Below are 22,353 nucleotides of genomic sequence, written 5' to 3' on the forward strand. Positions count from 1 at the left end.
CGTTCCAGTGTCCTGCCAGCTCACGATCATCCGAGCCCGACAAAGCTTTGACATGATCGCGGCTAGTTTAGAAACATTCAAAACTGGAAGGCTCGCATGCACCCCACCTATACAAGCGCGCAAAAAGCCATTCACTGGGCGGTGTTTCTGCTGGTCATCGGCCTTTATGGCTTGACCTATGTGGAAGAACTTTTTCCGCGCGGCGATCCCGGCAGCGCGCTCGTCTGGTGGTTCCATATTTCGTTCGGGCTGCTGTTGTTTGCGCTGGTCGTCATCCGCGTCGGCCTGCGCCTGATACTGGGAACGCCAGGGCTGCCGACGGAAATGTCGGACCTTGAACGATGGGCGGCCAAGATCGCGCATCTGCTGCTCTATGCGCTGCTGGTGACCATTCCGGCTCTCGGCATCCTGCTGACTTGGTATAGGGGCGACGCCTTGAGCTTCTTCGGCCTCTTCACCATCCCGGCCCCGGTATCGCCCGACCGCGACACGGCCCGGTTCATCAGGGAACTGCACAGCCTGTGCGCCAATTCGATCCTCATCCTCGCCGGAGTGCACGCGGCCGCGGCGCTATGGCATCATTTCATCCGCAAGGACGACGTGCTCAAGCGAATGCTGCCGGAAAGCACGCTCTCCTGGAGCAAGTCCGGGAAAGTGTGAAGTGGTTTCCCAGGAAAAGCGCATGGCGCCTTCCCTCGTTGATCGGGAGGGCCTTTCCCTCGACCTTCTTTTTTCTTCAGAAGGCGCTCTCCCCGAGAGGGCTAACGCCGACCGATAGCGCCTACCGCACGGAGCCGGTGACGGTCGGGTCGATCATGCTGGGAACCGACTTGCGTTCGTTTCCGGCAAGCGCCGCTATGATAAGCAGGCTGGCAACCACCGGGACAAACAGGATGGCAACGCGAGCCTGCACGTAAAATATGGCGCGCCATTCATTGCGCTTGTCGGGGCTGTTGCTCATCATACTCACTTTGTCGGCCCCCCGGGCCGTGACATAGAAGCTAACGGTTAAACAACTCCTTCCGACTTCGTTAACCTGGCGGATTTGAGGCGAAATTCCCACGCGATCCCCAAGATGGCGATCCCGGGCTTCAGTTGAGCCCGATGCGGCTGGCGCCCTGCCGGAACAGCGCTACGGCATCCGGTTCGAAGCGAAAGGTGCCGATGAAATCGTCGGCGCAATAGTCCGGCCTTGTCTTGCGGATGGCGGCGGCGAAGCCGCGCGCCTCGTCGAGCCGTCCGGCCAGCGCCAGGCAGTGCGCGGCGATCGCCAGTATGATGGCGTGGGCGTTGGGCCGCGCCGCCGCCTTCAGCGCCCATTCGGCCGCCTCCTCAAACTGGCCGAGCCGGACATGCGCCATGGCGCGTGCGCCCAGCATGCCGAACAGCAGCGGGTCGAACGGGCTGAGATGGCGCGAATGATCGGAAGAGCCTATCGCCGCTCGCGGGTCGCCCGACTGCGAATGCACGAAGGACAAAGCGTAGTGGCCGAGCGCGAAGTTGGGGCTGAGATCGACCGCCCGCTCGAGTTCGAGCAGCGAGCCGTCCTGCTCGCCGCGCAGCCACAGCGCCCGGCCCATCGCCCAATGGGCGGCCGGATTGTGGTCGTCGACCAGCAGGCTGTGGCCGGCGCTCTCGAAGGCCAGCGCGCTTTCGCGGTCGCGATCGCCCCAGCGCTGGAAGGCGTTCTGCCAGTGGGTGAAGGACAGGCCGGCATAGGCACGGGCGAAGGTCGGGTCGAGCTGCAAGGCCTGGGCAAAGAAATGCCGCGCCTGCTCGTTTTCGGCCTGGGTGAAGCGGTACATGTGCCAGAGGCCGCGATGGTACGCCTCCCAGGCGTTGAGCGAGCTGGGCGCCTTCAGCATGGCGCGGTTGCGCTCGACCGTTTCGATCTCGGCCGAGATCGAGGAGACGATGCTGTTGCCGATGTCGTCGAGCACGGAAAAGATGTCATCGGGCCTGCGCTCGAAGGTCTCGGCCCAGACGATCCTGGCGCTGCGCACCTCGATCAGCTCGACGCTGACGATGAGGCGGCCGGACGGGCTGCGCACCGTGCCGGTGGCGACATAGTCGACATTCAGCCGGCGGCCGGCATCCTCGGGCGCGATGTTCTGCTCTGCCAGCGCAAACACCGATCCGCGCGCGATGACGAAGAAATCCCTGAGCTTGGCCAGGCGGGTGATGATGTCGTGGGTGAAACCGTCGGCCAATCCGCCGCGCGTGCCGCCGCTCTCCTCGACAAACGGCATCACCGCCAGCGAAGCGTGGCTGGGCTCGACCGGGCCGGGTGCGGTGGGCATGGTGGCCACCAGTGGCGATAGCGTGGACAGGCAGGCCGTTCGAAGCGAGGTGCCCGACTGTCGGTCACGGATCGCCCGCCAGGCCGCGCGAAGCGGTGCGAAATCGAGCTCCTCCGACCGAAACAATCGTTCCGCCGCGGCCAGATGCTCTTCGGCCGCGCCGACCTCGCCGCGCCCGGCCAGATTGGACAGCAACGCCAGATGTCCGCACGTGTCGAACGGCGCCAGTTCCACCCATGTGTCGAGATGGGCGATCGCCTCGTCACTATAAGCCGGCAGGCTCGCGACAAGGCGTTCCAGCACGGCGGCATGGCAAGCGCTGAAGCGGCGGCGCTGCGCGATCAGCCAGCTGTTGAAATGCGGGCTGCGCTCGAGCTCCAGCCCGTCGAGGAAATCGCCGGCAAACAGTCCGGCCAGCACGCGCAAGCGCTCGACGTCAAGCGTGCCGATCCCTTGCGCGGCGGCGCGGCTGACCTCCAGCACATCGACCAGGCAATCGTCGAGATCGAGTGCGACCGTATCGCCTTGGGTGGAGACCCGGCGCCGGGCCGGCATGTCAAGCGCGCCGCGCAGCTTGCTCAGGCACCAGCGCAGTTCGCCCCTTGGGTCGTTCGGCACATCCCACAACAACTCGCACAGGCGACTGCGGCTGACCGGATGCGGCGCCAGCGCCAGATAGGCGAGCAGCGCGCGCAGCTTGCGTGACGCGGGCAGGGCAACCGGAGCGCCGTCGCGGGAGATCATCAGCGGTCCGAGCAGGCGCACGGAAAGGACCGGCATGTCGCCGTCCGGCCTCGATCGAGTGGATTCCACGTGCGTTTCCACGCCTGCTCCCACGCTGGCCTGTCGGCCTCTCCTGTATCACCAAACACGACACGGCGCATCCGGCAGCGGATATCAGCGCCGGATACGGGCATTGCCGCTGTGCGGCATGTCAGTCCTAGCGCGGCAAGGTCACCAAACCTCGCCGCCCAGCCCGCCGGTTTGTAACCGGCCCGTGAAGACAAAACGCGATGACAATCAAGGAGACCAAGATGTTGCAGCAGCAGAAGATCAGAACCACGGCCGGGCGCGGCCGCCTGTTCGACAGCATTCTCGACACCGTCGGCGACACGCCGGTGGTTCGCATCAACAATCTCGGACCGTCCCACGCGACGATCTACGTCAAGGCCGAGTATTTCAATCCCGGCGCCTCGGTGAAGGACCGGCTGGCGCTCAACATCATCGAGGAGGGCGAGCGCAGCGGGGCGCTGAAGCCGGGCCAGACGGTGGTCGAGGCGACCAGCGGCAACACCGGCATTGGCCTCGCCATGGTCTGCGCGCAAAAGGGCTATCCGCTGGTCGTCACGATGGCCGACAGTTTTTCGGTCGAGCGCCGCAAACTGATGCGCATGCTGGGCGCCAAGGTGGTGCTGACGCCGCGCGCAGAAAAAGGTTTCGGCATGTACAAGAAGGCGGTGGAACTGGCCGAGGCCAATGGCTGGTTCCTTGCCCGCCAGTTCGAGACGACCGCCAACGCCGCCATCCACGAGGCAACGACGGCGCGCGAGATCGTCAATGATTTCGCCGGCTCGCGGCTTGATTGCTTCGTCACCGGCTATGGCACCGGCGGCACGGTGGTGGGCGTGGCGCGCGTGCTGCGCCGCGAGCGGCCGGAAACCCGCATCGTGCTGTCCGAGCCGGCCAACGCGCAGCTCGTCGGCAGCGGCAAGGTCCAGCAGCGCGGCGTCGATGGTGCTCCCGCCGCCAGCCATCCAGCCTTCGAGCCGCACCCGATCCAGGGCTGGACGCCGGATTTCATCCCCAACGTGCTGCAGGAGGCGATCGACACCAGCCTCTATGACGAGGTGATGCCGATCGCCGGGCCCGAGGGCATCAAATGGGCGAGGGAATTGGCGCGCAAAGAGGGCATCTTCACCGGCATTTCCGGCGGCGCGACCTTCGCCGTGGCACGGCAGGTCGCGGAGGAGGCGCCGGCCGGTGCGGTGATCCTGTGCATGCTGCCCGACACCGGCGAACGCTACATGTCGACACCGCTGTTCGACGGCATCGAGGCCGAGATGGATGCCGACGAGACCGCCCTGTCGCGCTCGACGCCCGGCTGCCAGTTCCCGGCGGCTTGACGGGAGATCTGGTATGGACGCCGTGCAAGAAAACCTCGGCCTTTTGGCCGAGGAAACGCTCGATCCCCTGGACTGGGCCGATGTGCAGGCCCTGTCGCACCGGGTCATCGACGATGCGGTCGATTACCTCCGCGATGTGCGCGACCGCCCGGTCTGGCGGGAGATGCCGGCCGATGTGAGAGGGGCCTTCTCGGCGCCGCTGCCGCGCTCGCCGGCGCCGCTGGATGCGGTCTATTCTGAGGTGTCCCGCACGGTGATGTCCTATCCAATGGGCAACATCCATCCGCGCTTCTGGTCCTGGTATATGGGGTCGAGCAATTTCACCGGTGCGCTCGGCGATTTCCTGGCGGCAATCCAGGGCTCGAACCTCGGCGGTGGCAACCACGCCGCCGGGCTGATGGACAGCCAGGTGGTGAACTGGTGCAAGGAGATGCTGGGCTTTCCCGCTTCTGCCGGCGGCACGCTGGTCAGCGGCGGCTCGATGGCCAACATCATCGGGCTGACCGTGGCGCGCAACGTCAAGGCCGGCATCGACGTGCGCGAGCATGGTGTCGCCGCCATCGAAAAGCCGCTGCGCTTCTACGGCTCGGAGCAGATCCACTCGTGCCACCGCAAGGCGATGGAGGCACTTGGCCTCGGCAACCGGGCACTGCGCCGCATCCCGACCGATGCCGGGCTGCGCATCGATATCGCCGCCTTGCGGGCAGCGATCACAGAGGACCGCGCGGCAGGGTTCAAGCCGGCCTGCGTCATCGGTACGGCGGGCACCGTCAACACCGGGGCGATCGACGATTTGCAGGCGCTTGCGAAGCTGTCACATGAGGAAGGCCTCTGGTTCCATGTCGACGGCTGCATCGGCGCGCTGATCGCCATTGCGCCTGAGAATGCCCATCGCGTCGCCGGCATCGAACGGGCGGATTCGGTCGCGCTCGATCCCCACAAATGGCTGCACGCGCCGTTCGAAGTCGGCTGCGCCCTGGTCAGGGATGCCGCCGCGCATCGCGGGACCTTCGCGGTGACGCCGGAATATCTGGAATCGACGCCGCGCGGCCTCGCTTCCGGCGAATGGCTGCACGACTACGGCCTGCAGACGTCGCGCGGTTTTCGCGCGCTGAAGGTGTGGATGGCGCTGAAGGAGCACGGTGTCGAGAAATTCGGCCGCCTGATCGACCAGAACATTGCCCAGGCCGTCTATCTTGCCGGCTTGATCGAGGCCGCGCCGCGGCTGCAGCTGGCGGCATCGCCGACCGTCAACATCGTCTGCTTCCGCTATCAGCCCGGTCTGACAGGCGAGGCTCTGAAGGTGCTCAACACGGAGATCATGCTGCGGCTGCAGGAACAGGGCATTGCGGCCCTTTCGGACACCACGGTGCATGGCGAGCACTGGTTGCGCGTGGCGATCACCAATCATCGCACACGGCGCGAGGATCTCGACCTGCTGGTGCGTGAAACGGTGCGGCTGGGGCATGAGATCGCGACGCAGGGTTCCGCACCTTCCTAGTAGCGGGCAGGCATGCGATTCTGCCGCGGTGATTCGGGAGATCCAGGCCGTGACGCTGTTTCGTATGGTTGCACTGGCGGCGCTGGTCTTCACCGCCTCGGCGCAGGCCGCCGACATGGCCTTCTTCGTCAAGAACCTGCGCAAGGAAGCAGTCGCGGTCGAGCTGTTCAGCCGCGACCGCGAGACGGTCTGGCCGGGCAACGACAAGGTGTTCCTGATCGCCCCAGGGTCGCAGAAATCTGTGCCGTTCTCCTGCAATCAGGGCGAACATATCTGCTATGGCGCCTGGGCCGACGGCAATGACAGCCTCTCGGCCGGCGTCGGGCCGGACAATGACCAGCCTTGCGACACCTGCTGCTTCATCTGCGTCGAACACTCGACAGAGACGATCGATCTGGTGCCGTAGAGCGCGGAAGTTTTCGTTGGACCCAAATTAAGTCAGGGATCGGCTCGTCCGGTCCACTTCCGCGATTCAGCGCTGCGTGCGATGGTCGCCACGCGGCCGGGTGGGCCGCTTATTCAGGGGGTCACTCATGTTTCATATCTATGCGCGCCGCGTGCTGGCCGCGCTGTCTCTCCTCATGCTGCTCGTGCCGGCGGCGCGTGCCGACGATGTCACCTTTGCCATCAAGAACGGCCACCCCAACGCCATGCGCGTCGAACTCTACAGCCAGGATCGCGACTATGTCTGGCCGGGCGATGACAAGGACTTCTACCTCGACGACGGCGAGACCAAGCAGCTGCCGATATCCTGCAACGCCGGGGAATCGATCTGTTACGGCGCCTGGGTCGATGGTGACGAGGGCACCTATTGGGGCGTCGGCCCCGGCAACAAGGAAAAATGCGAGGATTGCTGCTATACCTGCAGCGGCGGCGAGACCGAGGAGATCGAACTGGTCCCCTGACCGGTTTGCCAGCTTGACGGTCTTCGGGCTGGAGCCATAGCCTGTGCAAATACCCAGCGCGCGCCGCCTCGAACTGTTCAGACGCGACGTGCTTCAGGCAAAAGGAGCTCAGCTATGGCCGGCATGGTCGAAAGCGACAAGATCGACGTCGGGTTTTCCGGCAAGCGCTGCATCCATTCGCGCAACTGCGTGCTCGGCGATCCGCACGTCTTCGTGCCCAACGCGCCGGGTCAATGGATCCATCCCGAGGCGGCCAGCGTCGAGAAGATCGTCGCCATCGCCGAAAGCTGCCCGTCGGGCGCCATCACCTATGTCAGGAAGGATGGCGGGCCGCAGGAGCAAGCACCGGTGGTCAACACGGTGCGGCTGCGGGAAAACGGCCCGCTGGCGGTACACGCCGAGATCGTTCTCGACGGCGAGACTTCTTATCGTGCCACGCTCTGCCGCTGCGGCGCTTCGGAAAACAAGCCGTTCTGCGACGGCAGCCACAACAAATCCGGTTTTGCCGCCACCGGCGAGCCGCAGCTGAAGGACACGCCGGCGCTCGAAGCGAGAAATGGTCCGCTGAAAGTGACGCCGACCACCAATGGCCCGCTCAAGCTTGAGGGCAATCTCGAGATCGTCACCGGAACCGGCCATACGGTCGACCGTACACAACGCGCCTTCCTCTGCCGCTGCGGCCATTCCGCCAACAAGCCGTTCTGCGATGGCACGCACAAGAAAGTGGGGTTTGTCGGGTAGGTTGGCGCTTCGGCCAACGCTGCCAATCTCCGCCTTGGCCCAGCGCTCGCAGCTTTATCGACCCGCCCGCATCGGCTAAAGGCAGGGGCAGACAGACTCCCCAGCCGGACCGCCGCCAAAAATGACAGCCAAGACCAAGCCAAAACCGTTGTTCCTCGGAATCGACACCGGCGGCACCTATACCGATGCCGTGTTGTGGTCTGAAACAGAAGGCCCGCAAGAAGGGCCGAACAAGGGCAAGGTGCTGGCCAAGGCCAAGGCGCTGACCACCAGGCATGATCTTGCCGTCGGCATTTCCGGCGCCGTCGACGCGGTGCTGCAGAAAGCCGGAACCGATCCGGCTGATATCAAGCTGGTGTCGATGTCGACGACGCTTGCCACCAACGCGCTCGTCGAGGGCCAGGGCGGCCGCGTCGCGCTGGTGATGATCGGCTTTTCCGAGGGCGACCTCGCCCGCGACGGGCTGAAGGCCGCGCTCGGCACCGATCCGGTGGTTTTTTGTCCGGGCGGTCACGACGTGCATGGCAATGCCGCCAAGCTCGATCTGTCCGGACTGGAAGCGGCGCTGCCGGAACTCGGCGCCTCGGTGTCCGGCTTTGCCGTCTGCGCCTACTTCGCCACCCGCAATCCGGCGCATGAGATCGCCGCCCGCGAGTTGATCCGCGACAAGTCCGGCCTGCCGGTCACATCGAGCCACGAGCTGTCGGCCAAGCTCGGCGGCCCGCGCCGGGCGCTGACCACTTTGCTCAACGCCAGGCTGATCTCGATGATCGACCGGCTGGTGGCAGCAACCGAAGGCTTCCTCGAGGCGCGCAACATCGCAGCACCGCTGATGGTGGTGCGCGGCGATGGCGCGCTGGTTTCAGCCGCTTTTGCCCGCCAGCGACCGATCGAGACCATCCTGTCCGGCCCGGCCGCCAGCCTGGTCGGCGCCCGCCACATGACCGGGCTCGACAATGCTGTGGTGTCCGACATCGGCGGCACCACCACCGACGTCGCCGTGCTCGACGGCGGCCGTCCCAGGCTAGATCCGGAAGGCGCCACCGTCGGCGGCTTCCGCACCATGGTCGAGGCCGTCGCCATGCGCACCTTCGGCCTCGGCGGCGATTCCGAAGTGGCGCTGGAGGATGGCGCGCTCAACCCCAGGATCCTGCTCGGGCCGCGCCGCCTGGTGCCGCTGGCGCTGGCCGGCATGGCGCATGGCGTAGCGCTGATTTCAGAGCTGGAGCGTCAGCTGCGGGCACCCAATCCCGGCCGTATGGACGGCCGCTTCGCGGTGCGCACCGGCGTGCCGGACCGGCTCGCCGCCGGCCTGACCGGCGCCGAAGCCAGGCTCTACGAGCTGATTGGTGCCGTGCCGCTCGCCGTCGACAGGCTTTTGACCTCGAACGCGCAGAACGCGACGCTGAACCGGCTGGTGTCGCGCGGGCTGGTGCATGTCGCCGGCTTCACCCCGTCGGACGCCGCCCACGTGCTGGGCAAGCAGGCGAACTGGGATCCCATCGCCGCGCGCCTCGGCGCCGAACTGTTCGCCCGCAAGCGTGACGGCCGTGGCCAGAACATCGCCGCTTCGCCGGAAGCGATCTCGGAACGGGTGCTGGTGACGCTGACGCGCTGGTCGGCCGAATATATCCTCGAGACCGCCTTTGCCGAGGATGGGCTCGATGGCGCCGCGACAGTGGCGCACGCCCTGGTGCAGCGCGCGGTCGACGCGCATCCCGGCATCGCCCGCCTGAGCGTCGCGCTCGACCGCCCGGTCATCGGCCTCGGCGCCTCGGCGCCGCTGCACTATGCCGGCTTGGCCGAGCTGATCGGCAATGACTGCGTGGTGCCCAGGGATACCGATGTCGCCAACGCGCTCGGCGCCGTCGTCGGCCAGGTCAGGGTTTCGGCCGAGGCGCGGGTCAGCCAGCCCATAGAAGGGCTGTTTCGTCTCGCCTCGGGCGAGACCGTACGCGATTTCCTCGACGAGGCAGCGGCGATCGCGGCGGCCGAGGCCGATGTCCGCGCCATCGTCGCGGAGCGCGCCAGGGATGCCGGCACCGACAGCGCCGAGATCGACGTCGCCACCGAATTCCGGGTCTCGACCGTCGAGGCCCAGCGCATGTTCATCGAGGCGCATGTCGTGGCCGTGGCCTCGGGAAGGCCGCGCATTGCGGTTTGAGCGACGCGGCGAAATACGCCACCTTCACCCTAAGCTGAATTGACCCGGCAAACCTGACATGCCAAAGGCCCGCAAAGCCTTTCATCTGGAGTAGCCTGATGACCGACCGCATCGAGATCGCCGGATTGCGGATTGCCCGCGAGCTGCATGAGTTCGTGGCCAGGGAAGCGCTGCCGGGCACGGGGATCGAAGCGGACGCCTTCTGGAACGGTTTTTCGGCCGTCGTCCATGATCTGGCGCCGAAGAACCGGGAGCTGCTGGCAAAGCGTGACGCCATCCAGGAACAGATAGACGGCTGGTATCGCGATCACGGCGCGCCGGTCGACATGGAGGCCTACAAGGGCTTCCTGAAAGGGATCGGCTACCTCGTTCCCGAAGGCCCGGCCTTCAGCGTGTCGACCGACAACGTCGACCCGGAAATTGCTGATGTTGCCGGACCGCAGCTGGTCGTGCCGGTGATGAATGCGCGCTATGCGCTCAACGCTGCCAATGCGCGCTGGGGTTCGCTCTACGATGCGCTCTACGGCACCGATGCCATCCCCGAAACGGATGGCGCCGAAAAGGGCAAAGCCTTCAATCCGGCACGCGGCGCCAAGGTCGTCGCCTGGACGAAGACCTTTCTCGACGAGGCTGCCCCGCTCACGTCCGGCAAATGGGCCGGCGTCAATGGCCTGTCGCTGGCGCAGGGTGCCTTGCGGCTGAGCGCCGGCGCCGGCTCGACGACGCTGGCCGACCCCAGGCAATTCGTCGGCTATCGCGGCGATGCCGCCAATCCCGATGCCGTGCTGCTTGTGCGCAACGGCCTGCACATCGAGATCGTGATCGACCGCAACAACCAGATCGGCCGCACCGATCCGGCGGGCATCGCCGATGTCATCCTGGAATCGGCGCTGACCACCATCCAGGACTGCGAGGATTCGGTCGCGGCGGTGGATGCGCCAGACAAGGTCGTCGTCTACCGCAACTGGCTCGGCCTGATGAAGGGTGACCTAGCGGAAGAGATCACCAAGGGCGGCAAGAGTTTTGTCCGCAAGCTCAATCCCGACCGCGCCTACACCGCGCCCGCCGGCGGCACGCTGACCGTGCCCGGCCGCTCGCTGATGCTGGTCAGGAATGTCGGCCACCTGATGACCAGCCCGGCGATCCTCGACCGCGACGGCAATGAGGTTCCGGAAGGCATCATGGATGCGGCGATGACGGCGCTGATCGCGTTGCACGATGTCGGGCCGAACGGCCGCCGCGCCAATTCCCGCGCCGGCTCGATGTATGTCGTGAAACCCAAGATGCATGGGCCCGACGAAGTCGCCTTCGCCGTCGAGATATTCGACCGCGTCGAGGCCCTGCTCGGCATGGCGAAAAATACCATCAAGATGGGCATCATGGATGAGGAGCGGCGCACCACCGTCAACCTCAAGGAGGCAATCCGCGCCGCAAAGGAGCGCGTCGTGTTCATCAACACCGGCTTTCTCGACCGCACCGGCGACGAGATCCACACCTCGATGGAAGCCGGCCCGATGATCCGCAAGGGCGACATGAAGCAGGCCGCCTGGATTTCCGCCTACGAGGCGTGGAATGTCGACACCGGGCTGGAATGCGGGCTGGCCGGCCACGCCCAGATCGGCAAGGGCATGTGGGCGATGCCGGATCTGATGGCTGCGATGCTGGTGGAGAAGATCGTCCACCCCAAGGCCGGCGCCAACACCGCCTGGGTGCCGTCGCCGACGGCGGCGACGCTGCATGCCACGCACTATCACAAGGTCGATGTTCACGCCGTGCAGGCGGCGCTGAAGAACCGGCCGAAGGCCAGGCTCGACGACATCCTGTCGGTGCCCGTTGCCGTGCGGCCGAACTGGTCGCCCGAGGATATCCAGAAGGAACTCGACAACAACGCGCAGGGCATTCTTGGCTATGTCGTGCGCTGGATCGACCAGGGCGTCGGCTGCTCGAAAGTGCCTGACATCAACGATGTCGGCCTGATGGAAGACCGCGCCACGCTGCGTATTTCCTCACAGCACATCGCCAACTGGCTGCACCACGGCGTGTGCAGCGAGGACCAGGTGATGGCGACGATGAAGCGCATGGCTGACATCGTCGACCGCCAGAACGAGGGCGACCCGCTCTACGAGCCGATGGCGGCCGACTTTGACAAGTCGATAGCCTTCCTCGCCGCCTGCGACCTGGTATTCAAGGGCCGCGCCCAGCCCAACGGCTACACCGAGCCGGTGTTGCACGCGCGGCGGCTGGAACTGAAGGCGCAGCAGGGCTGAAGAGGCCAGTCCCTGCCGTGAATGGGGCGGCAGGTCTTCGGCCTGACTTCCTCCGGAGGTGAGGCGTCAGGAAGCTGTATGGTCCAGGAGCCGGATGGTGGGATCGCGACGGTGTTCGGAGTTGACCCTATCGACGCCTTCCACCGTAATCGCGATCGTCCCGTTTTCCACTCTTGCTATCCAGCCCTTCGCTTTTAGATACCAGAGATGAAACTCGAGATGCTCTCGCGGACAGTCTGACAGGCGTTCGAGCTCCACATCCCCGATCCCGGGATTGCTGACGTCGTGCCGGCGCTTCGCGTAAAGCAGCGACAGCAGCCTGGCCTGGATCACGACATCCCGCTCGATGCCTTTGCTGTTGCTGGCTTCCTCGGTCAATTCGCGGCGAAGGCCGGCATGGTCCCTATACGCGATGTCGTATTGAGCGCGTTTGACCGGATCCTTGAGCGTGTTGTGGGCTTCCACGATTTCACTGAAGCGGGCTTCATCGCCGGTTTCGCGATTGTCGGGATGATAGCGCATCGCAAAATAGCGAAATATGCGCTCCAGCGTTTCCGAGTTGGCGTTCGGGCTGACTTCCAAAACTTCGTAGTAGTCAACGAACATAGCGGACTCCCCGACCGCAATCATATTCACATTATCTAAATAAGGAATTCCCAATGCGGAGACCAAGACTTTGGTCCGATGCGATGACGTCCACGCCCCCGAAGACGGAGAAACGGCCGGCGCCCGGTCGGTGGGGGCCGTTGGGTGGTGAGGACGTCGACCAAGCGGACAATCAGGTCCGCCGCAGTGCGGAGATGGCCGATTCGTCGGATGACGGTTATGGCGTGATTGCGGAAGGTGGTGTGGCAGAGTCGGCTTGTCGGGCGGCGAGTGATCTACGCCGCCTGCGCCACCCGCTCCGAGCTCATGCGGTAGGAAATCGCTTCGGCCAGATGGATGCGGCCGACGGTTTCGCTGGCGTCGAGATCGGCGAGTGTCCGCGCCACCTTCAGCACCCGGTGATAGGCTCGCGCCGAAAAGGCGAGCTTTTCGCTGGCGTCCTTGAGCAGCGACAGGCCGGCGGCGTCCGGCATGGCGATCTCCTCGATGACCGAGGGCGCGCAATGCGCGTTGGTGGTGGCGCGGGTGGCGCCGAGCCGCTCGAAGCGCTCGCGCTGGATGGTGCGGGCGCGTGCCACGCGCATCGCCACATCGGCACTTTTCTCCGCCCGGTCGGGCCGGATCAGGTCGCTGGCCGAGACCGCCGGCACTTCGATCCTGAGATCGATGCGGTCGAGCAGCGGGCCCGAAATGCGCGCCTGATAGTCGGTGCGGCAGCGCTCGCCGCGCAGGCAGCGATAACCAGGCTCGCCGGCCATGCCGCAGCGGCACGGGTTCATCGCGGCCACCAGCTGGATACGCGCTGGATAGGTGACGCGATGGTTGGCCCGCGCGATCATGCAGTCGCCGGTCTCCAACGGCTGGCGCAGCGCATCGAGCGTCTGCGGCGTGAACTCGGGAAACTCGTCGAGGAACAGCACGCCGTGATGGGCCAGCGACACCTCGCCCGGCCGCGCGCGGATGCCGCCGCCGACCATCGCCGCCATCGAGGCCGAGTGGTGCGGCGCGCGGAACGGCCGCCGGTCAGTCAATTTGCCTTCGCCGAGCTCTCCCGCCACCGACGCGATCATCGAGACTTCGAGCAATTCCTTCGGCGCCAGCGGCGGCAGGATCGACGGCAGCCGCTGCGCCAGCATCGATTTGCCCGAGCCCGGCGGGCCGATCATGAGAAGATTATGCCCGCCGGCGGCCGCCACTTCCAGCGCCCGCTTGGCGGTCTCCTGGCCCTTGATGTCGGCGAGGTCGGGCAAATCCAGCGCGGCGGCGTGGATGCCGGCCTCGGGGCGCGACAGCACCTGCGTGCCGCGAAAATGATTGGCGATGGCAATCAGGCTGCGCGGTGCCAGAATGTCGAAATCCTTTCCAGCCCAGGCCGCCTCAGGTCCGCAGGCGAACGGGCAGATCAGGCCTTTGCCCTCGGCATTGGCGGCGATCGCCGCCGGCAAGGCGCCGGCGACCGCGGCAATCGTGCCGTCGAGCGACAATTCTCCAAGTACGACATAGCCGGCCAGCATGTCGCCCGGAATGGCGCCAAGGGCAGCCATCAGGCCAAGCGCGATCGGCAGGTCGTAGTGACTGCCTTCCTTCGGCAGGTCGGCCGGCGCCAGATTGACCGTGACCTTCTTCGACGGCATCGACAGGCCTGAAGCATGCAGTGCGGCCTGCACCCGCTCGCGGCTTTCGGCCACCGCCTTGTCGCCCAGGCCGACGATGTGCATGTTGACCTTGCCGGGCGCGATCATCACCTGCACATCGACCGGCACGGCCTCGATGCCCTGGAAAGCGACCGTGCGAACCCGCGCCACCATTTCTTTGCCCCCAGGCCACAACCCACGCGATGGCCAAGAAATGGCCCCACGGGCAGACAATCACAAATCCTCGGTCAAATCAAGAACATTACGGGAACATGTGAGCGCGTGGGTTGCAGCCGAATTGAGCGCGGTTGCAAAAACGGAACATGGTTAAGACAAAATGAAAACGGCTTACCCGCGCTTGTCCTCGACCGCGTCCCAGAACAGGCTGGCGATGTCGGCGCCGCCGAAGCGTTTGACCTCGCGCACGCCGGTCGGCGAGGTGACATTGATCTCGGTCATGTAGTCACCGATGACGTCGATGCCGACCAGGATGAAGCCACGCTCCTTCAGCGACGGCCCGATGCGGGCGCAGATCTCGCGTTCGCGCGCCGTCAGCTCGGTCTTTTCGGCGCGGCCGCCGACATGCATATTGGAGCGGGAATCATGTTCGGCGGGCACCCGGTTGATGGCGCCGACCGGCTCGCCGTCGATCAGGATGATGCGCTTGTCGCCCTTGCGCACGTCCTTGAGATAGCGCTGCACGATATAGGGTTCGCGAAACATCTGGCCGAACATTTCCAGCAGCGAGGCCAGGTTGCGGTCGCCCTCCAGCAGATGGAAGATGCCGGCGCCGCCATTGCCGTAGAGCGGCTTGACGATGATGTCGCCGAACTCCTTGCGGAAGGCGGCAACTTCGAGTGGATCCTTGGTGATCAGCGTGTCCGGCATCAGGTCGGCAAATTCGGTGACGAAGATCTTTTCCGGGCTGTTGCGCACCCAGGCCGGGTCGTTGACCACGAGCGTCTTCGGGTGGATGCGCTCCAGGATGTGCGTGGTGGTGATGTAGTTCATGTCGAAGGGCGGATCCTGGCGCAGCAGGACGACGTCCATCTCCGACAGATCGGTGCGCACCTTCTCGCCCAGCGAATAGTGGCTGCCTTTCTCGTCGCGCACCTGCATCTCCTCAATGCGGGCAAACACCTTGCCGTCGCGCAACGACAGCCGATCCGGCGTGTAGTGGAACAGCTCATGGCCACGCCGCTGCGCTTCCAGCGACAGCGCGAACGAGGTGTCGCCGGCGATCGACACGGTGGAGATGTGGTCCATCTGGACGGCGATTTTCAGCTTCATGGCGGGTCTCCGGCGGCTCTGATGGGCGACTGTCCTGCCTGTACAGGCTCACTGCCCGTCTGCCAATCGCGACCTTTTGAAGATTGGCATCAGCAAGTCGCAAGCTCGGCCCTGCCGGTCATTCCGTGACAGGAGCCAGGCTGCGCGTCCTCGTTGTTCCTTGAGCCCGAATGCACACCTCACATCGATCCTTCGAAACAGGTCGCGGTTGCCCATGGAAAATCGATTTCGCGATACGTTTCCTAAAGGGTTTGCTGCCAGTCTGAAAATAAATTCCGAAGTCACAAAACAGGGACACCGATGCAAACTTCGTTTGGCACCGGTCAGGCAAACAGGGAGAGCACGGATCTGGCATTCACCGATCCGTTGACCGGGCTTGGCAACCATCGCCGCTTCTTCGACAAGGTCGATCGGCTGATCGCCGACCGAGCCGACGATCCCGCGCCCTTTACCGTCGGGATTCTCGACCTCGACGGCTTCAAGCCGATCAACGATCTGTTCGGCCACAAGGCCGGCGACGACATCCTGATCCAGGTCGCGATGCGGCTGCGCGCCTCTATGGACGGCTATTCCACGGTCTGCCGCATCGGCGCCGACGAATTTGCTTTTCTCTATCCGATGGTATTCAGCGAGGACGCTGCGGCCGAAAAGTCGCGCATGCTGATCGAGATCCTGTCGGCGCCCTACGATGTCGGCGAACGCACCGCCAGGCTTTCGGCCTCGGTCGGCTGCTCGTTGTTCTATTCGGGCGACGAGACCACGGAAATCCTCATCAACAAGGCAGAGACGGCACTCTACCACGCCAAGCGTTCCGGCCGTGGCCGCGTCGTCGTCTACACCCGTGAGATGGAAGAAGCGGCCAAGCGCGTCACCCGCATCGAACAGGCGCTGCGCCGGGCTGTCTCGGCCGGCGAAGTGGAGCCGCATTTCCAACCCATCGTCGATCTCGCCACGCGCCGCACCATCGGCTTCGAGACGCTGGCGCGCTGGACCGACCGCGACCTGGGTTCCGTGCCGCCGACCGTCTTCATTCCCATCGCCGAGGAGCGCGGCATCATCGGCCCGTTGTCGCAGCTGGTGCTGCGCAAGGCGACGGAGGCCGCCAGAAGCTGGCCGAAGGACCTGTTCCTGTCGTTCAACCTGTCACCCTCGCAGCTCGTCGACCAGAACACCGGCCTGCACATACTGGCGATCCTCGACCGCACCGGCTTCGATCCGCGCCGGCTGGAGATCGAGATCACCGAGACCGGCCTGATGAACGACCCGGCCTCGGCCGCGCAGATCGTCGAGGATCTGCGCCGCGTCGGCATCCGCGTCTCGCTAGACGATTTCGGCACCGGCCAGTCCTCGCTCGGCCGCTTGCGCGAATTCCATTTCGACAAGCTCAAGATCGATCGCGCCTTCGTCTCCTCCATTCTCGACGACAGGCCGTCGGAACACATCATCCGCGCTATCCTCGCAATGTGCGAAGGGCTCGGCATGGACGTCGTCGCCGAAGGAATCGAGCAGGAAGCGCAGGCCGATCGCCTGGTCCAGTTTGGCTGCGCCGGCGGACAGGGCTATCTGTTCGGCAAGCCGGTCGATGCCGACGCCACGCTCGGCTATCTCCGCGATTCCTTCCGCGGCGCCCTGCGCGCCAAGGCGATCTGACCGGCGGTCCTCCGAGATCCCCAACCCCGACGGTGCTGCCGTGCGCATCCGGTGCGGCGCATTGTCGTTTTGTCTGACATAAGCCCTGAAATTCGGCGGTTCGCCCTTGCCCGCGCGCCTTGCGTGGCTAGGATGCGCGCCGATCACGCTACGGCGCCGCGCGTCTTTCAAGACGCGCAAAGGACGCTGTAGCATTTAACATTTGCGCATGATCCCTTTCCGAAAATCGATCCGATTTTCGGGGTCATGCGCTGGGAGACAACAACGATGATGCCATCGGCGCATTTTGCCGACCTCGAAGGAGCCTCGGTGCTGATCACCGGCGGCGGCTCCGGAATTGGCGCGGCACTGACCGAGGGTTTTGTGCGCCAGGGCGCCAATGTCGCCTTCATCGACATCGCCGACGGCCCAAGCACAGCTCTTGCCGACCGCATCGAGAAAGAATTCGGCCGCCGGCCGCTCTACCTCAAGACCGATTTGCGCGATGTCGAGGCCCTGCGGGCGTCCGCCGCGAAGGCTGCCGAGGCGCACGGCGATGTCACCGTGCTGGTCAACAATGCGGCCTGGGACGAACGCCACGCCGTCGAAGACGTGACGGTCGAGTTCTGGGACAACAACCAAGCCATTAATCTGAGGCCGCATTTCTTCACCGCGCAAGCGGTGGCGCCGGGCATGAAGCGGGCCGGCGGCGGCTCGATCATCAACTTCACCTCGACGTCCTATCTGATCAACCACCCCGACATGCCCTCCTACACGGCCGCCAAGGCCGGTATCCTCGGTCTGACCAAGGGGCTGGCCGGCAAGCTCGGTGTGGACGGCATCCGCGTCAACGCCATCGCACCCGGCTGGGTGATCACCGAGCGGCAGAAGGAGCTCTGGGTGACCGAACAGGGGCTTGCCGCCCATGTCGCCAAGCAGTGCATAAAACAGGTGATGCAGCCCGACGACATCGTCGGCACGGTGCTGTTCCTGGCCTCGGACGCTTCGCGCATGCTGACGGCGCAGATGCTGATCGTCGATGGAGGTTTCCTGTGAGCCAAGCCGGCAACGCACCGGCGGTCGCCGCCGTCGACTGGGGCACGACCCGCATGCGGGTCTGGCTGATCGACGGGCAAGGCAAGATGCTTGCCGAACGCCGCGGCGATGACGGCCTGATCACCGCGCAGCAAAAGGGCTTTTCGACCATCCTCGAAGGGCATCTGGCGGCGATGGGAGCACCAGCGGCGCTGCCCGTCATCATCTGCGGCATGGCCGGGTCCCGCCAGGGCTGGCTCGAAGCGCCCTATGTCACCGTGCCGGCGCCGCTTACCGCCATCCTTGCGGGCGCCGCCAGCGTGCCCGGACAGAGCCGTGACATCCGCATCGTTCCGGGTCTGGCCCAGCGGCTGACTGACGCGCCCGACGTCATGCGCGGCGAGGAAACCCAGCTTGCCGGCGCCGGCCTGCCGGCCAGGGGGCGCCAGTTGGTCTGCATGCCCGGCACCCATTCGAAATGGGTGCTGGTCGAGGATGGCGCCGTTACCGGCTTCGGCACCTGGCCGACCGGCGAGCTGTTTTCCGTGCTTGCCGCGCACTCGATCCTGCGCCATTCGCTCGGCGAACATCCGAAGCCCGTCACATCGGACAATCCGTTCTTCCGCCGCTGGTGCGAAACCGCATTGGGCGAAGGCGGCGATATCACCTCGCGACTGTTTTCGATCCGGGCCGCCGGCCTGCTGCAGGATCTGAAAGCCGACGATGCCGCCGCCTGCCTGTCCGGCCTTTTGATCGGCGGCGAGATCGCCTCCGCCAGCCGCCGGCATGGCGCCGGCGCCGAACCCGTGGTGCTGATTGCCTCCGGCGCGCTGGCCGCACTCTACCAGGCCGCACTTGGGCTTGCTGGGCTTGAGCTCCGGGCCGTCGACGCCGACGAGGCAGTGCGTGCCGGTCTCGTCGAGGCGGCGCGCGAGAACGGCATGATCGCCAGAATTGGAGTTGCCCGATGAGCCAGACCGCACCGTTTCCAAAACTCAAGCGCGGCCTGGTTGCCATCCTTCGCGGGCTCAAGCCCACCGAGGCGATGGCCATGGGCCAGGCGCTGTTCGACGCCGGCATCGAGGCGATCGAAGTGCCGCTGAACTCACCGCAACCGTTCTCGTCGATCGCCCGCATCGTCCAAGTGCTGCCGAAAACGGCGCTGGTCGGCGCCGGCACGGTGCTGACGCCGGCCGATGTCGATGGCTTGCACCAGGCCGGAGGGCGGCTGCTGGTCAGTCCCAACATCGATGCCGAGGTGATGGCGCGCGCCATGCATTACGGCATGGTGACGATGCCCGGCGTGTTCACGCCGACCGAAGCCTTCCTGGCGATCAAACTCGGCGCCTCGGCCCTGAAATTCTTCCCGGCGAGCGTGCTGGGCACCGGCGGCATTTCCGCGATGCGCGCGGTGTTGCCGGCGCAGACATTGGTCGGCGCCGTCGGCGGTGTCTCTGAAAAAGATTTTGCCGGCTACAAGGCTGCCGGCGTGACCGCCTTTGGTCTGGGCTCCAGCCTGTTCAAGCCGGGCATGAGCGTCGACGAGGTGGCCGCGCGTGCGCACGCTGCCGTCGCGGCCTGGGATGCGGTGTTCGGAGAAGCAGGATGAGCGAAGCGATCGTTTCGGTTTTTTCCGATCACGTCTGCCAGCTCGGCGAGGGGCCGAGCTACGATCCCGCCACCGATACGCTCTACTGGTTTGACATCGTCAACAGCCAGCTTCTGGAAAAGCGGCTGTCCGGCGGCGCGACCACCGTCCATGAGCTTGGCCAAATGGCGAGCGCCATCGCCGTCATCGACGACAAGCGCCAGCTGATCGCCGCCGAGACCGGCCTTTATGTCCGCGATGTCGCGACCGGCAAGCTGACGCTGCACACGCCTGTCGAGGCCGACAATCCGGTCACGCGCTCCAACGATTCCCGCGTCCATCCCTGTGGTGCCCTGTGGATGGGCACCATGGGCAAGGGCGAGGAAAAAGGCGCGGGTTCGATCTACTGGTTTTTCAAGGGCGAACTGCGCCAGCTGTTTTCGGACATCACCGTCTCCAATTCGATCTGTTTTACCGAGGATGGGGCGATCGCTTACTACACCGACACCTCGACCGGGATGCTGATGCGCGTCGCCTGCGACCCGGCGACCGGTCTGCCTGCCGGTGAGCCCAAGCTGTTCGTCGACCACCGCTCGGCCAAGGGCTATGTCGACGGGTCGGTGCTCGACCGCGACGGCATCCTGTGGAACGCCGTCTGGGGCGGCAGCGTCATCGAAGCCTACGGACCCGACGGCAAGCTCGTCCGCACGGTCGCCATGCCGGTGACGCAGCCATCCTGCCCAGCCTTCGTCGGCGCCAAGGCCGACCGGCTGGCGGTCACCTCCGCCTGGTCGGGCAAGGATGAGAAGCAGCGTCTGCTGGATCTGCAGGGCGGCATGACCTTTCTGCTCGATATTCCCGTCAACGGCCGCTTCGAGCCGCGCGTGCTGATCGCCTGATCGAACTGGATTCTACGGTCGGACGGTGCGTTGTCACGCCACCGCCCGCACCGTGTCGGTTTCGCGAGAGCCTGACGTCTCGACCATGCGATGGTAGGTGATCGTACCGCCGGGAATCGTTCATCTCATGCCAAGCCGTAAGCCGAAACTGATACTCATCCATGAGCCGGAAAAGGCTTGTTTCGACCGCCTGGTCGCCGACGGCCATGCGCCGCAGCGCGCAACCGAAATCGCGTCCTATCTGGCGCAGTCGACCGATCTCGCTCCTGAATTCGACGTGCTTGGCCGTGCCTGCCAGGCACGCGGCCTGTCGTTCGCGCCGGTGGGGCTCGACGACGCTGCCAGCGTGCTCGCCGGCGAGCATCCCAGCACAACGCTGGTCTGGACGCTGACCGACGGCATCGCCTATTTCCGCGGCGGCGCGGCGCCCGCTTTGGCGCGACTGGGCGGTTTCAAGACAATCGGCGCCGACGATGCGCTGTTCGCGCTCTGCCAGGACAAGTTCCGCTCCGGCGCCGTGCTCGGCGCGCTCGGCCTGCCGGTGCCACAGGCTGGGCTCGCGCGTGACGGCCAATGGCTGGTCGAGCCGCCGGCCTCGCCCGCCGGCTGGTTCGTCAAGCCCAACCGGCTCGGCGCCAAGATCGGCATCTGGCTGGAGTCGCGCTGCAGCGATCTCGCCCACGCTTTGGAGCTCAGCCGGCGCGTCTTTTCGGCCTATCGCGACGATGTCGTCGTCCAGCCCTACGTCGCCGGCCGCAACGTGCGCGCCAGTTTCCTTAGCCTGATGCCGGGCGCGGGAGTCGAAGTGCTTGGCGTGGCCTTTGTCGATTCAGGCGCCGATTTCCAGACCATGGCCGACAGCCTGGCGCTCTACGGCGACACTGGCGAGGCAGCGAAAGCGGCGGGACATTACGCCGAGCCGGAGCTCGTCGCGGTCGCCGACAGCCAGCCGGCCGCCGACGCCAGGATTCGTGCGATCGCCGGGCGGCTGATGAGCGGGCTCGGCCTGCGCGACGTGTTTTCCATCGATCTCAGGGTCGAGGCCGACGACACCGTCCACCTCATCGAGTTCGAGGTCTGCCCCGGCCTGCCCTGCTTCGATTTCCGCGCCTATTGCCGCCAGCAATGGGGCCTCGAGCTTGCCGATGCCATAGCCGAGACAGCGGCGAGCCGGCTGATCGGCCAAGAGCATCGGGCCTGAAGGCGCGACGGCAGATCGCGGGCCGACGGCGGACGCGTTTCACTACGGCATTCGCTCGACCGCCTGCAAGGCGGGATCCATCTTGTCCCAGGCATGGCCGTGGCTCGTGTAGGTCACCATCTGCGGGCTGAACTGTTCCGGATCGTCGAGGCTGGCCGCATGGACCGCTATGAATTCCGGCATGGCGACGGATATCAGAAAGACCGGCGTTCCGCAGGTTGGACAGAAGGTGTGGATTTTTTCATTGCCGCTGGCGCCCGCCACGCGCCAGGTGCTCACCTCCCCGGTAATGGCCATATCGGTGCGCTGGCCGAAGGTCAGGTAGGATCCGTGGCCGGTGCCTGAGCGCTTCTGGCAATCGCTGCATTGGCAGTGGTTCTGGAAGATAGGCTCGTCATTGGTCTCGTAACGGATCGCGCCGCATGCGCAGCCGCCGGTATAGCGCTTGGTCATTATCGTTCTCCACGGGT

20 protein-coding genes are annotated in these 22,353 nt (G+C 65.3%); 14 read left to right on the top strand and 6 right to left on the bottom strand.

The window, feature by feature from the left end:
• Nucleotides 1-96 precede the first annotated feature (96 nt).
• Entirely contained in the window at nt 97-660 is a 564-nt protein-coding gene (locus tag EOC83_RS08450) for a cytochrome b (protein ID WP_063169663.1), read from the top strand.
• Between the two features lie 121 nt (nt 661-781).
• On the opposite strand, the gene EOC83_RS08455 is transcribed toward EOC83_RS08450, so the two are convergent.
• Both EOC83_RS08455 and EOC83_RS08460 read right to left on the bottom strand, forming a co-directional pair.
• Nucleotides 782-961 carry a hypothetical protein gene (locus EOC83_RS08455; protein ID WP_023814179.1) on the bottom strand — a complete coding sequence of 60 codons (180 nt, stop codon included), beginning with the start codon at nt 959-961 and terminating at the stop codon, nt 782-784.
• 130 nt (nt 962-1,091) lie between these two features.
• Complete coding sequence (locus tag EOC83_RS08460) at nt 1,092-3,080, bottom strand: adenylate cyclase (protein WP_013528611.1); 1,989 nt, start codon at nt 3,078-3,080, stop codon at nt 1,092-1,094.
• 254 nt (nt 3,081-3,334) lie between these two features.
• Between EOC83_RS08460 and EOC83_RS08465 the strand changes: the two genes are divergently transcribed.
• The 7 genes from EOC83_RS08465 (at nt 3,335) to EOC83_RS08495 (ending at nt 12,001) form a co-directional block, all read left to right on the top strand.
• Nucleotides 3,335-4,423: a pyridoxal-phosphate dependent enzyme gene (locus tag EOC83_RS08465; protein WP_063170415.1), complete on the top strand. Its 1,089-nt coding sequence runs from the start codon at nt 3,335-3,337 to the stop codon at nt 4,421-4,423.
• 13 nt (nt 4,424-4,436) lie between these two features.
• Nucleotides 4,437-5,924 carry an aspartate aminotransferase family protein gene (locus EOC83_RS08470; RefSeq protein WP_063169664.1) on the top strand — a complete coding sequence of 496 codons (1,488 nt, stop codon included), beginning with the start codon at nt 4,437-4,439 and terminating at the stop codon, nt 5,922-5,924.
• Nucleotides 5,925-5,973: 49 nt separating this feature from the next.
• A complete protein-coding gene (locus EOC83_RS08475) occupies nt 5,974-6,330 on the top strand; it encodes a hypothetical protein (protein ID WP_024502169.1) in 357 nt (118 codons plus the stop codon).
• 127 nt (nt 6,331-6,457) lie between these two features.
• Nucleotides 6,458-6,829: a hypothetical protein gene (locus tag EOC83_RS08480; RefSeq protein ID WP_063169665.1), complete on the top strand. Its 372-nt coding sequence runs from the start codon at nt 6,458-6,460 to the stop codon at nt 6,827-6,829.
• A gap of 114 nt (nt 6,830-6,943) precedes the next feature.
• Nucleotides 6,944-7,570: a CDGSH iron-sulfur domain-containing protein gene (locus EOC83_RS08485; RefSeq protein WP_013528606.1), complete on the top strand. Its 627-nt coding sequence runs from the start codon at nt 6,944-6,946 to the stop codon at nt 7,568-7,570.
• A gap of 121 nt (nt 7,571-7,691) precedes the next feature.
• Entirely contained in the window at nt 7,692-9,734 is a 2,043-nt protein-coding gene (locus tag EOC83_RS08490; protein ID WP_063169666.1) for a hydantoinase/oxoprolinase family protein, read from the top strand.
• A gap of 98 nt (nt 9,735-9,832) precedes the next feature.
• The gene (locus EOC83_RS08495) at nt 9,833-12,001 is read left to right on the top strand and encodes a malate synthase G (RefSeq protein ID WP_063169667.1); all 2,169 of its coding nucleotides are present in this window, start codon (nt 9,833-9,835) and stop codon (nt 11,999-12,001) included.
• Nucleotides 12,002-12,067: 66 nt separating this feature from the next.
• On the opposite strand, the gene EOC83_RS08500 is transcribed toward EOC83_RS08495, so the two are convergent.
• The 3 genes from EOC83_RS08500 to gshB all read right to left on the bottom strand — a co-directional run bounded on the left by EOC83_RS08500 (nt 12,068) and on the right by gshB (nt 15,531).
• Nucleotides 12,068-12,607, bottom strand: a complete 540-nt coding sequence (locus EOC83_RS08500; protein ID WP_013528603.1) for a J domain-containing protein — start codon at nt 12,605-12,607, stop codon at nt 12,068-12,070.
• A 275-nt stretch (nt 12,608-12,882) separates the two neighbouring features.
• Entirely contained in the window at nt 12,883-14,415 is a 1,533-nt protein-coding gene (locus EOC83_RS08505) for a YifB family Mg chelatase-like AAA ATPase (RefSeq protein WP_024502165.1), read from the bottom strand.
• Nucleotides 14,416-14,589: 174 nt separating this feature from the next.
• Nucleotides 14,590-15,531 carry a glutathione synthase gene (gene gshB, locus EOC83_RS08510; protein ID WP_013528601.1) on the bottom strand — a complete coding sequence of 314 codons (942 nt, stop codon included), beginning with the start codon at nt 15,529-15,531 and terminating at the stop codon, nt 14,590-14,592.
• A 300-nt stretch (nt 15,532-15,831) separates the two neighbouring features.
• Here gshB and EOC83_RS08515 point away from each other — a divergent pair, with 300 nt between their 5' ends.
• From EOC83_RS08515 to EOC83_RS08540, 6 genes are all read left to right on the top strand, one after another.
• Entirely contained in the window at nt 15,832-17,181 is a 1,350-nt protein-coding gene (locus tag EOC83_RS08515; protein ID WP_013528600.1) for an EAL domain-containing protein, read from the top strand.
• Nucleotides 17,182-17,448: 267 nt separating this feature from the next.
• Nucleotides 17,449-18,216, top strand: a complete 768-nt coding sequence (locus EOC83_RS08520; RefSeq protein ID WP_063169668.1) for an SDR family oxidoreductase — start codon at nt 17,449-17,451, stop codon at nt 18,214-18,216.
• On the top strand, nt 18,213-19,166 hold the full coding sequence (locus EOC83_RS08525; protein WP_063169669.1) for a 2-dehydro-3-deoxygalactonokinase: 954 nt from the start codon (nt 18,213-18,215) through the stop codon (nt 19,164-19,166). Before EOC83_RS08520 ends, EOC83_RS08525 begins: the two co-directional genes overlap by 4 nt.
• Nucleotides 19,163-19,804, top strand: a complete 642-nt coding sequence (locus tag EOC83_RS08530) for a 2-dehydro-3-deoxy-6-phosphogalactonate aldolase (protein ID WP_063169670.1) — start codon at nt 19,163-19,165, stop codon at nt 19,802-19,804. Before EOC83_RS08525 ends, EOC83_RS08530 begins: the two co-directional genes overlap by 4 nt.
• A complete protein-coding gene (locus tag EOC83_RS08535) occupies nt 19,801-20,682 on the top strand; it encodes an SMP-30/gluconolactonase/LRE family protein (protein WP_063169671.1) in 882 nt (293 codons plus the stop codon). The genes EOC83_RS08530 and EOC83_RS08535 overlap by 4 nt, the downstream gene beginning before the upstream one ends.
• Before the next feature lie 127 nt (nt 20,683-20,809).
• A complete protein-coding gene (locus EOC83_RS08540) occupies nt 20,810-21,883 on the top strand; it encodes a D-alanine:D-lactate ligase-like protein (protein ID WP_063169672.1) in 1,074 nt (357 codons plus the stop codon).
• 42 nt (nt 21,884-21,925) lie between these two features.
• Here the strand turns inward: EOC83_RS08540 and EOC83_RS08545 are convergent, their stop codons facing one another.
• Nucleotides 21,926-22,336, bottom strand: a complete 411-nt coding sequence (locus tag EOC83_RS08545; RefSeq protein WP_063169673.1) for a GFA family protein — start codon at nt 22,334-22,336, stop codon at nt 21,926-21,928.
• Nucleotides 22,337-22,353 lie beyond the last annotated feature (17 nt).

The sequence above is a fragment of the Mesorhizobium sp. Primo-A genome, assembly GCF_003997175.1.
In the GTDB taxonomy this organism is placed as follows: domain Bacteria; phylum Pseudomonadota; class Alphaproteobacteria; order Rhizobiales; family Rhizobiaceae; genus Mesorhizobium; species Mesorhizobium ciceri.

What these genes read in the sequence shown, in the direction of transcription:
- EOC83_RS08465 (WP_063170415.1), top strand. Translation starts at nt 3,335, where the DNA reads ATGTTGCAGCAGCAGAAGATCAGAACCACGGCCGGGCGCGGCCGCCTG.
- gshB (WP_013528601.1), bottom strand. Translation starts at nt 15,531, where the DNA reads ATGAAGCTGAAAATCGCCGTCCAGATGGACCACATCTCCACCGTGTCG.
- EOC83_RS08485 (WP_013528606.1), top strand. Translation starts at nt 6,944, where the DNA reads ATGGCCGGCATGGTCGAAAGCGACAAGATCGACGTCGGGTTTTCCGGC.
- EOC83_RS08545 (WP_063169673.1), bottom strand. Translation starts at nt 22,336, where the DNA reads ATGACCAAGCGCTATACCGGCGGCTGCGCATGCGGCGCGATCCGTTAC.
- EOC83_RS08470 (WP_063169664.1), top strand. Translation starts at nt 4,437, where the DNA reads ATGGACGCCGTGCAAGAAAACCTCGGCCTTTTGGCCGAGGAAACGCTC.
- EOC83_RS08505 (WP_024502165.1), bottom strand. Translation starts at nt 14,415, where the DNA reads ATGGTGGCGCGGGTTCGCACGGTCGCTTTCCAGGGCATCGAGGCCGTG.
- EOC83_RS08495 (WP_063169667.1), top strand. Translation starts at nt 9,833, where the DNA reads ATGACCGACCGCATCGAGATCGCCGGATTGCGGATTGCCCGCGAGCTG.
- EOC83_RS08535 (WP_063169671.1), top strand. Translation starts at nt 19,801, where the DNA reads ATGAGCGAAGCGATCGTTTCGGTTTTTTCCGATCACGTCTGCCAGCTC.
- EOC83_RS08480 (WP_063169665.1), top strand. Translation starts at nt 6,458, where the DNA reads ATGTTTCATATCTATGCGCGCCGCGTGCTGGCCGCGCTGTCTCTCCTC.
- EOC83_RS08450 (WP_063169663.1), top strand. Translation starts at nt 97, where the DNA reads ATGCACCCCACCTATACAAGCGCGCAAAAAGCCATTCACTGGGCGGTG.
- EOC83_RS08490 (WP_063169666.1), top strand. Translation starts at nt 7,692, where the DNA reads ATGACAGCCAAGACCAAGCCAAAACCGTTGTTCCTCGGAATCGACACC.
- EOC83_RS08460 (WP_013528611.1), bottom strand. Translation starts at nt 3,080, where the DNA reads ATGCCGGTCCTTTCCGTGCGCCTGCTCGGACCGCTGATGATCTCCCGC.
- EOC83_RS08530 (WP_063169670.1), top strand. Translation starts at nt 19,163, where the DNA reads ATGAGCCAGACCGCACCGTTTCCAAAACTCAAGCGCGGCCTGGTTGCC.
- EOC83_RS08500 (WP_013528603.1), bottom strand. Translation starts at nt 12,607, where the DNA reads ATGTTCGTTGACTACTACGAAGTTTTGGAAGTCAGCCCGAACGCCAAC.
- EOC83_RS08515 (WP_013528600.1), top strand. Translation starts at nt 15,832, where the DNA reads ATGCAAACTTCGTTTGGCACCGGTCAGGCAAACAGGGAGAGCACGGAT.
- EOC83_RS08520 (WP_063169668.1), top strand. Translation starts at nt 17,449, where the DNA reads ATGATGCCATCGGCGCATTTTGCCGACCTCGAAGGAGCCTCGGTGCTG.
- EOC83_RS08455 (WP_023814179.1), bottom strand. Translation starts at nt 961, where the DNA reads ATGAGCAACAGCCCCGACAAGCGCAATGAATGGCGCGCCATATTTTAC.
- EOC83_RS08540 (WP_063169672.1), top strand. Translation starts at nt 20,810, where the DNA reads ATGCCAAGCCGTAAGCCGAAACTGATACTCATCCATGAGCCGGAAAAG.